This window comes from Streptomyces sp. NPDC007872 (genome assembly GCF_042868165.1).
In the GTDB taxonomy this organism is placed as follows: Bacteria; Actinomycetota; Actinomycetes; order Streptomycetales; family Streptomycetaceae; genus Streptomyces.
On sequence record NZ_JBIAEA010000012.1, the window covers coordinates 81,382 to 91,177 of the forward strand.

At 69.8% G+C, this 9,796-nt stretch carries 8 protein-coding genes; 6 read left to right on the forward strand and 2 right to left on the reverse strand.

The annotated features are described in order from the left end of the window. The first annotated feature begins 15 nt into the window (after nt 1–15). From ACFYNX_RS31430 to ACFYNX_RS31455, 6 genes are all read left to right on the forward strand, one after another. On the forward strand, nt 16–618 hold the full coding sequence (locus ACFYNX_RS31430; protein WP_388666433.1) for an HAD-IA family hydrolase: 603 nt from the start codon (nt 16–18) through the stop codon (nt 616–618). Between the two features lie 154 nt (nt 619–772). Next, complete coding sequence (locus ACFYNX_RS31435; protein WP_388666436.1) at nt 773–1,333, forward strand: YciI family protein; 561 nt, start codon at nt 773–775, stop codon at nt 1,331–1,333. A 1-nt stretch (nt 1,334) separates the two neighbouring features. Continuing rightward, nucleotides 1,335–2,072 (forward strand): thiazole synthase, encoded by a 738-nt coding sequence (locus ACFYNX_RS31440; protein ID WP_388666439.1) that lies wholly within the window; start codon nt 1,335–1,337, stop codon nt 2,070–2,072. Between the two features lie 79 nt (nt 2,073–2,151). Then, on the forward strand, nt 2,152–3,300 hold the full coding sequence (gene tal / locus ACFYNX_RS31445) for a transaldolase (protein WP_388666442.1): 1,149 nt from the start codon (nt 2,152–2,154) through the stop codon (nt 3,298–3,300). A 585-nt stretch (nt 3,301–3,885) separates the two neighbouring features. Then, nucleotides 3,886–4,248, forward strand: coding sequence for a transposase (locus ACFYNX_RS31450; protein ID WP_388666445.1), 363 nt, complete (start codon nt 3,886–3,888; stop codon nt 4,246–4,248). Between the two features lie 443 nt (nt 4,249–4,691). After that, nucleotides 4,692–8,159: a M28 family peptidase gene (locus ACFYNX_RS31455; protein WP_388666448.1), complete on the forward strand. Its 3,468-nt coding sequence runs from the start codon at nt 4,692–4,694 to the stop codon at nt 8,157–8,159. 648 nt (nt 8,160–8,807) lie between these two features. Here the strand turns inward: ACFYNX_RS31455 and ACFYNX_RS31460 are convergent. Then, the gene (locus ACFYNX_RS31460; protein ID WP_388666451.1) at nt 8,808–8,981 is read right to left on the reverse strand and encodes a hypothetical protein; all 174 of its coding nucleotides are present in this window, start codon (nt 8,979–8,981) and stop codon (nt 8,808–8,810) included. A gap of 228 nt (nt 8,982–9,209) precedes the next feature. After that, the gene (locus ACFYNX_RS31465; protein ID WP_365549505.1) at nt 9,210–9,728 is read right to left on the reverse strand and encodes a hypothetical protein; all 519 of its coding nucleotides are present in this window, start codon (nt 9,726–9,728) and stop codon (nt 9,210–9,212) included. Nucleotides 9,729–9,796: the final 68 nt, after the last annotated feature.

A 9,796-nucleotide genomic window follows, 5' to 3' on the forward strand; every position in this document is an offset into this window, starting at 1 on the left:
GAGCCGGAGCAGCCCATGTCCCTGGATCTTGTGGTCTTCGACTACTCCGAAGTCCTCTCCCGCAACCAGCCCCAGCCGGTCGTACGAGCGCTCGAAGAAGCCGCAGGCGTCCCTCCGAAGGCCTTCTGGGAGGCATGGCACCGTCACAGACCGGCCTACAACACCACCGCGTCCGCCGACGAGTACTGGCGACTCGTCGCGGACGACCTGGGCGCCGGCTGGGACGCCGCGCACCGGCAGCGCCTGTGGTCCCTCGACATCGGCAACTGCCTGAACCCGCACGAACCGACCGTGCGCGTGCTGCGACGACTGCACGGGCGCGTGCCCCTGGCCCTGCTGTCGGACGCGCCTCGGGACCTGGCCCGGTGCCTGGACGGCTCCCCCGTCATGGCCCTGTTCGACCGCCGCTTCTTCAGCTGCGACACCGGAGTCAACAAGCCTGATCCCCTCGCGTACGAAACGGTACTCCTGCGCACCGGCGCACGACCCGAACGGACCCTCTTCGTCGACGACAACAGGAACAACACACGAGGAGCGGAACGCCTGGGCCTTCAGGCCCACCACTACACAACCGCCGAAGGACTCGGCCACCACCTCTCGGCGGTCTACGGGCTGTGAACCCACCACCGCACCCCTCCGACCAAGGCCACGAAGAAAAAGGCACTTGACCCGCACCCCGGCTGCGCACACGTGCGACGCGACACTCCGACTTCGAAAGCCGTTCTCACCGTCCGGCACCCATCACCCACGGAACACCTGCGGAGGCGCCACCGTGTTCTTCCTGATCAACACCTACACCGTACCGACCGCCACCATCGGCAAGGCCCTCCCGCGCCACCGGCGCTGGGTCGAGCATCACTTCGCGGAAGGCCACTTCGTCTTCGGTGGGCGGCGCGAACCACGCACCGGCGGCTTCGTCGTCGCCGCGAGCGACGACGAGGCAGAGGTGCGCGGTTATCTGCGGGACGAGCCCCTCTTCGCAGAGGGCCTGGTGACCTGGCAGGTCGTCGGCCTCGTCCCACAGTTGGTGGCCAACGCCTCCTTGCGCGAGGTACTGGACTCCTTCGGAGCCTCCACCGTTCTTCCCGGCGCGGCCGGTGAAAGCAGCGACGAGTCCTCCGGCGTGCGGATCCGCGTCAACGGCGAGGAACGCGAGCTTCCCGCTTCGACCGCGGTCCGCCTTCTGGTCGAGGAGATGTGCGAGATCCACCGTGTCGACCAGGGCGCCGTATCCGCCTCACTGAACGGCGAGGTCCTGCCACAGGAGAAGTGGGGAACGACGATGGGCACCGGATCCGACCTCCGCCTGGCCGTACTGACCCCGGGAGGCTGACGTGGAACTCGACCAGTGCCGGCAGACATGGCACCTCGGCGCCACCGAACTGACATCGCGCCTGATACTCGCCATCCCCGAGGGCGCCTTTCTCGACCGGCTCGGGGCGATCCTGGAAGCGGGCGCGATCCAGATCGCGACGATCAAGGTCTCCACCGACCTCGAGAAGGCGGCCCCGGGTGCCCATGCCGTTCTGCGCGAACACGGCGTCCACGTGCTGCCCAACACCGTCGACGCGGCGGACGCCTCCGAAGCCGTCCGGGCGGCCCACCACGGAGCCGCCCTCGTCGGCCGACCCTGGGTGAAACTCATCCTCACGCAGGATCCCGAGTACAACGTCCCCAACCCGGTTCAACTGCTGCGCGCGGCCGAACAGCTCGTGCGCGGCGGCTTCGAAGTCTTCCCCCTCGTCCCCGACGACCCCGGACCCGCGGTCGAACTGGTCCGGATCGGCTGTGCCGGTCTGATGCCCCAGGGTTCCCCGGCGGGATCCGGACAGGGCATCGCCAACCCGCTCAAGTTCCGCCTCATTCTGGACCGCGTCGACGTACCCGTCCTGGCGGGTGCCGGCATCGGAACCGTGGCCGACGCATGTCAGGCACTGGAGACGGGATGCACCGGGGTCGCATCCGCCAGAGTCGTCTTCGCCGCCTACGACCAGGTACGGGCGGCACGCGCACTGGCGGACGCGGTCGCGGCGGGACACCTGGCCCGGCAAGCCGCGGAACAGAGCGCCTGAACCCCGCCGGACGAGCCCCCTCTCACGTCTCCACCGCACACGAACACCGGAACACCCCTCCCCCTCACGAAGGAAACCCATGACGTACGACGCGCTCAGGGACTTGAGCGAACGCGGCGTTTCGATCTATCTGGACGACATCAGCCGCTCCCGCCTGGAAAACGGTGACCTGCAACGGCTCGTCGAGCACCACCACGTGGTCGGTGTGACCACCAACCCCGCGATCTTCGGCAAAGCGCTGGCCGACGGAACCGGGTACGAAGAAACCATCAGGGAACTCGCCCTGGCCGAATTCCGTCCCACCGACGCCCTGCGGCTGCTCACCTGCAAGGACGTCCGCGACGCAGCCGACCTGCTGGCGCCGGTCCACGAAGGGACGAACGGCCGCGACGGCTGGGTCTCCTTGGAAGTGAACCCCTTCTACGCACACGACACGCAGGCGACCGTGGCCGAGGCGCGCCTCCTGCACTGGATGGTCGGCCGGAAGAACGTCATGATGAAGGTACCGGCCACCGACGCCGGAATCGCCGCCGTCACCGAACTGGTGTCCCACGGCATCTCCGTCAACGTGACCGTCCTCTTTTCCCTGACCAGATACCGCCAGGCCGCCGATGCGTACATGAGGGGCCTTCTGCGGGCCGAGAAACAGGCGCGGGACCTGCGGACGATCCGATCGGTCGCCTCCTTCTACCTCGCCCGTCTCGACGACGCCGTCGACAGCGAGCTGGATGCCGCCGGAACCGAAGCAGCCGCCTCCCTGCGCGGCCGCGTCGCCCTCGCGCACGCACGTCTCGCCCAGGACACCCACGACGAACTGCGGGGCAGTGACATGTGGCGGACCCTGGCGGGCCACCGCTCGGGCTTCTCTCCCCAGAGGCTGCTGTGGGCGTCGACCGCCACCAAGGACGACCAGTACGCCGACACCCGTTACGTCACCCGTCTCGCCCTGCCGGGCTCCATCATCACCGTACCGGAGGAAACACTTCGTGCGACGGCCGACCACGGAGTGGTGCCGAACGATCCCCCTGACGCAGATGGGTCCTCGGCTCGAGCGGTCCTGCAGGGCCTGGACCGCCTCGGCATCTCCCTGGACACGGTGGCCGACCGGCTGGAGGCACAGGCGGTGACCGGTTTCCAGGACGCGTGGCAGAAGATCGAGAACATTCTGGCGTCCCGCATGAGAGCCGCCTGTCGCGGTGCGGCGTCGGCGGGGCCTTGCCGTGGCTGACCCCCGGTCGGACCGCACGAGCGCCCGGTCCGGCCGGTGCACGAACCGTCGACGCGGGCCGGTGCAAGACGTCGGGACAGCCACACGGGCGGCTGGCCCTGGAGCTGATGGGGCGGGTTCCCTTTCCTGCCGAACCTGACCACTAAGTCCTTTTCGTCCTTACTGATCTTTTCGAGAGTTCCATGGGTGTGACGGCCTCGTCGGTGGGATTCTGGTGCGGTGTCCTTCAGGCACTCGTCCGTTGTTCCGCCTCGGCGCGGCCGCATCTGGCCGAGGCCCGGCGCGTGCGGGCGGCCGAGTCGTTCGGTCAGGGGCGTTCGGGTGCCCAGGTCGAGCGGGTGCGGGCCGCACTGGAGCAAGGCGCCCGGGCGCACGGTTGCGAGGCTGACCTGTGGACGCTCGAGCGGGTCGGTCCGGTCGTCGAGCGGGTGACCGCAGCGGCCTTGTCGCCGGTGTCGGTGCGGCGGTTGCCGACCGGCCGGCCGGGATGGAGCCTGCGGCGTCCCGAGCGGCGGGTGGTGGAGGGGAACGAATACGAGATCGTCCGCCGGATCGCGCACGAGGGGCCGCGGATCAAAAGGGGCGGTGAGCACACGTGCCCGGATCGTCTTCCTCGACGAGTCGAGAGTGTCACTGCTGCCCCAGGTCCGCCGCACCTGCGCACCCCGTGGCCGCACACCGCCCCTGAGGCACCGGCTGAACTGGAAACGCGCTTCGACGGCCGCGGCGCTCGGCTACCACGCCGCCGACCCCGAACGGAACCCGCGCCTGTGTTTCCACCTCAAGCCCGGCAGCCATGACACCGCCGGCCTCATCGAGGTCCTTCGGCAGATGAAGGTGTTCTACCGCGGCGAGCGGGTGGTCCTGGTCCGGGACGGGCTGTCGGCCCATTGGAGCAGGGCGATGCGGGCCTGGGTGGCCGATCAGAACTGGCTCACCCTGGAGTGATCACCCGCTTACCGAGCGAGAACAGCATGTCGTTCTAGGCGGTGCCACGCCGACGACCAGCTCTTTCGACACACGCCCCAGGGGATGTCTCGTCGATCGGGCCGGGCTCTCGGCGTCCGGCACCGCTTCCTGGTCCGGCCCGACAGGAAAGACCCCCCGGCCCGGCGACCGTCGCTTCCCGACGCGGTGGCCGCGGCGTCCTGCACGCGGACCGGAGCCGGGCACCTTCCGGCAGCGTGGCATCGAGGCCGTCTCGTTCTTCCGGTTCGTTCAGGCCCCGGCATCCCTGGGGTGCCGCCGGCAGGTCATAACGCGGGTCTTATGCCCGCAGGGATGACTCCCGTTCGTCATGTCCACGCCCATACTCGGCGGCGATGACACCCGAACCCCCACGATCGGAGTGCACGTTGCAGCCCACCAGATGGACGGCGGCCGTGACAGCGATGGCGCTGTCCGCAAGCCTCGTCGGCACCCTCGCGGGAACGGCGTCGGCAGCGCGGCCGGCGCCGGCACAGAAGGACAGCCCCGTGGCCCGCGCGGTCGCGGCCGCGGACCTGGCAGTCGACAGCGGTCTCGACACGCTGATCAACTCGGCCCAGGAGCAGTACGAGCGACGTCTCGTCACCCCTTGGGTGAAGGACCTCTACTCGGTGTCGTACGAGCGCAGCTACCGCGGCCTGCCGGTCGTCGGCGGTGACGCCGTGGTCCTCGCCGACGGTTCCGGCAGGATCCGCGCCCTCCAGTCCGCCTCCTCCGCGCGCATCGACGTGGCGACCCGGCCGTCGGTCACCGCGAAGAAGGCCGAGACCACCTCGCGGAAGAGACTGGCCTCGGTCGACACGGTCGAGAGCAGTCGGCTGGTCGTCCGCCTCAAGGACGACAAGCCGGTGCTGGCCTGGGAGACCGTGCTGCGCGGCCGCACCAGGAGCGCGCCCAGCAAGCTGCACGTCTTCGTCGACGCCCGTAGCGGTTCCGTCGTCGACAGCTACGACGACGTGGTGGCGGGCACCGGCAACAGCAAGTGGAACGGGCCCGGTCCGGTCACCATCGACACCACCGCCTCGGGCTCCACCTACTCCCTCCGCGATCCGAGCCGGACCGGCCTGAGCTGCGCCGACTACAGCACCAACGCGGTCTTCTCGAAGTCTTCCGACTCCTGGGGCACCGGCAACCCCACGAGCAAGGAGACCGGCTGCGTCGACCTGATGTTCGCCGCGCAGAAGCAGTGGGACATGCTCAGCCAGTGGCTGGGCCGCAACGGCGTCAACGGCAACGGCCGCAGCTTCCCCGGCAAGGTCGGGCTCAGCGACCTCAACGCCTACTGGGACGGCAGCTCGGTGACCATCGGGCGCAACAGCGCCAACGAGTGGATCGCCGGCGTAGACGTGGTGGCCCACGAGTACGGGCACGCCATCGACTCCAACACCCCCGGCGGGACGAGCGGTCAGGAGGCCGGGCTCGGCGAAGGCACCGGTGACATCTTCGGTGCGCTGACCGAGGCGTACATCAACCAGCCTGCCCCCTACGACGTCCCCGACTACCTGGTCGGCGAGGTCATCAACCTCCAGGGGCGGGGTCCGATCCGCAACATGTACAACCCGCCCGCCGTCAACAACGACCCGGCCTGCTACAGCTCGGCGATCCCCGGCACCGAGGTGCACGCCGCCGCAGGCCCGCTGAACCACTGGTTCTACCTGCTGGCCGAGGGCACCAGCCCCGGCGGCGGCAAGCCCAGCAGCAGCACCTGTAACCAGAGCACCCTGACGGGCGTGGGGATACAGACCGCCGGCAAGATCTTCTACGGTGGCATGCTGCTCAAGACCAGCAGCATGAGCTACAAGAAGTACCGGACGGCGACGCTCAGTTCCGCGAAGTCGCTCGACGCGACCTGCGGCCTCTTCGACAAGACGAAGGCGGCGTGGGACGCGATCACCGTGCCCGCCCAGTCGGCGGACCCGACGTGCACCCCGAACGGTCAGAACAACGACTTCTCGATGTCGCTCAACCCCTCGTCCGGCACGGTCCAGCAGGGCGGCTCGGTGACCACCACCGTCGGCACCGCCACCACGACCGGCACGGCGCAGTCGGTGACGCTGACCGCCACCGGCCTGCCCGCCGGGGTGACCGCCTCCTTCAACCCCGCGACGGTGCAGTCCGGCCAGTCCTCGGTGCTGACCCTGACCGCCACCTCCAACGCGGCACCCGGCACGTCCACGGTCGTCGTCAAGGGCCAGGGCTCCACGCTGTCGCACACCACCGACTACACGCTCAACGTCGGCGGAACCCAGCCCGGTAACGACCCGCCGGACATCGACGTCGCCAACGTGCAGGCGCACCTGAGCCAGTTCAGCACCATCGCGAGCCAGAACGGCGGCAACCGCCGTGCGGGCAGCGCCGGCCACACCCAGTCGGTGGCCTACGTGAAGGGCAAGCTGCAGGCCGCCGGATACACGGTGACCGAGCAGAACTGCACCTCCTGCACCTACCCGTCGAACAACCTGATCGCCGACTGGCCGGGCGGCCCCGCCGACCAGGTCGTCATGTTCGGTGCGCACCTGGACGGCGTCTCGGCGGGCCCCGGCATCAACGACAACGGCTCGGGCTCCGCGACCCTGCTGGAGAACGCCCTCGCCCTCGCCCAGAAGAACCCGACGATGACCAAGCACGTGCGCTTCGCCTGGTGGACCGACGAGGAACAGGGCCTCAACGGCTCCGCGTTCTACGTCAACCGGCTCACCGCCGCACAGCGGGCGACCATCAAGGCCTACTACAACTTCGACATGGTCGGCTCCACCAACGGCGGCTACTTCGTCAACAACCTCAACTCCACCGCCGCCGCACCCCTCAAGGCGTACTGGACCTCCCTGAACCTGGCGCCCGAGGAGAACACCGAAGGCCAGGGCCGCAGCGACGACTACTCCTTCCAGCAGGGCGGCATCCCGACCTCCGGATACGCGGCCGGCGCGAGCGCCCGCAAGACCTCGGCACAGGCGCAGAAGTGGGGCGGCTCCGCCAACACCGCCTACGACTCCTGCTACCACAGCGCCTGTGACACCACGAGCAACATCAACGCGACGGTCCTGAACCGCAGCGCCGACGGGGTCGCCTACGCTCTCTGGAAGCAGGCCGTCGGCGGCACCGCCCCGGCGCAGGACTTCTCCGTCGGCGTGAGCCCGTCCGCAGGCAGCGCGGCCCCCGGCGGGTCCGTCTCGGCGACGGTGAACACCGCCACCGTGAGCGGCGCCGCCCAGACCGTGGGGCTCTCCGTCTCCGGCGCGCCGGCCGGCGTGACCGCCACGCTCAGCCCGACGTCCGTCCAGTCCGGCAGTTCCTCGGCCCTGTCCGTCCAGGTCGGCGCGAACACCACGCCCGGCTCCTACACCCTGACGGTCACCGGCTCGGGCACCGTCAGCCACACCACCACCTACACGCTGACCGTCACGGGCGGCGGCGGCTCCTGCACGCCGCGCCAGCTCGTGGTCAACGGCGGCTTCGAGAACGGCAGCAGCCCGTGGAGCGCGAGCACGGGCGTGATCACCAACGACGCGCGGCAGGCCGCGCACGGAGGCAGCTACAAGGCGTGGCTGGGCGGCAGGGGTACCAGCTACACCGAGCGCGCCGCGCAGTCCGTGTCCATCCCCTCGGGCTGCACCTCGTACCGGCTCTCCTTCTTCTTGCACGTCGACACGGACGAGACCGAGAACGTCGCCTACGACGTGGCCACGGTCAAGGCGGGCGGCGCGCAGCTGGCGTCCTACTCCAACCTGGACGCGACCGCGGGTTACGTCGAGAAGTCGTACGACCTCTCGTCCTTCGCGGGCCAGACCGTCACCCTCGATTTCACGTCGGTGGAGGACCAGTCCCTGCAGACCTCGTTCGTCCTGGACGACGTATCGATCCAGGTGAGCTGAGGCCCGGCGCCCATCCGCACCGGTGAACCAGGCCCGGCATCCGGGAGCCGGGCGGCTTCACCCGACCCCTCCCGCACGACAGGGACGGTCCCGATCCTTGGATCGGGGCCGTCCGTGGTGCGTGAACCGGCGACGCCGGCCAAGTCGCCGGGCGCGTTGCCCCCACCCTGGTCGTCGAGGATCACGCCGAACCGGTTGGTCGCGTTGATCATGGCCACCGCCGATCACCCGGGCGAGAACGTAGGGCCCGGGCAAGCGGGCCCGTCCGGTGCGCTGCGGTGGTGGGCAAGCCCATGCTCCTCCACGGGGATGGCGGCCGGGTGGGCAGGGCGTGGGCCGGGGCGGCGTAGAGGCCGGAACGGGCGGGCAACCCGGTCCGCCTCCGTGATCAGGCCTGAGGTGGCGGCAGGGCGGCGAGGCGCAGAACCCGCCGCGCCACCGTGTGCACGGCGGTGGTCCCCGGCACTTGGAGCAGCCCTGGCGGGTGACGGTCCGCGCGAGCGCGGCGGGTTCGGTGACGGTGGCGAACTCGTCGATGCTCGGGTGCAGGGTGTGGTGGACCAGGTCGGCGCCTTCGGCCGGGGTGGTGGTGTGTCCGGCGCGGTGGGCGACGGCATGGAGGTGTCTCTTCCAGGCCCAGGACCAGGCTCAGGCGGAGGGGGAGGGAGCGTTGACGACGGTGGTCCAGTGGCCGGCGACGAGGTCGATGAAGCAAGTGACGGCGACGGTGGCCTCCTCGGGGGTGAGGTGGACGGCGGCGCGGGCGGGGCGGTGCAGGTCGTAGAAGGCCGTGGTGAGCAGAGGGGGTGCGGTGGTCTTCATGGTTCTCTCCCCCTGGTGGCCGTGGGTCGGCCGGAGGGACCGGCGGGGACTGGCGCGGGTCCACAGCCGGTCGACCTCGTCGATCTCGGCGTCCACGAGGAGGAATGCCTCTCGGTGGTCGGGGGGGCGGGTAAGGCCCCCCCCGCTCCGGACATGGCATGGTTCCCGCTGTGTTCCCCGTCCGGAACCCGGCCGGGACGACCGTCCGAGAGGATGGAGGACAGCCGGTCAGACGGGCTCGCTCTCATGGGCTCCGGCGTTGCACCACCACACCGCTCGCCCTGCCGCGACCCTCGGGTGTGTTCCGACGTGGTGGCGGGGGCACAGGGGCCAGACCTTGCGGTGGCGGTCGGCCAGGTAGCTCTGGACGGCCTCGGCGATGTCGACGTACACCTTCGGGGGGTCGGCCGACCAGATGGGGGAACCGGCGAAAGAGACCAGACCGATGGGGAGTTCTTCGGAAGGGCGTTCGAGGGCGAGGGCAGGGGTGTCGGCGGAGAGGTCGATGCCGGTCCGCGTGCGCACCGTCGCGACGACGCGGGTGAACGCCTCGGTGATGTCGGTGCGGCGCCTTTCGAAGGCGATCCCTGCGAAACGGTCCGGCGGGACTCGACCGCTCGACTCGAACAGTTTCCGCACCCAGGCAGGAGGTGCCTCGGGGTCGGGGAAGTCCAGCACGTCGTACAGCTCGTGCAGCCAGTCCCGGAACGCCGTGTCGTAACGCTCCTCGGCATCGCGTTCGTTCACAGGGGCGGGGTCCTCGTCGTGCCGGTGTGCCATGGCTCAGTATGCGGCGAAGTGTGCGCGTGTGGTGA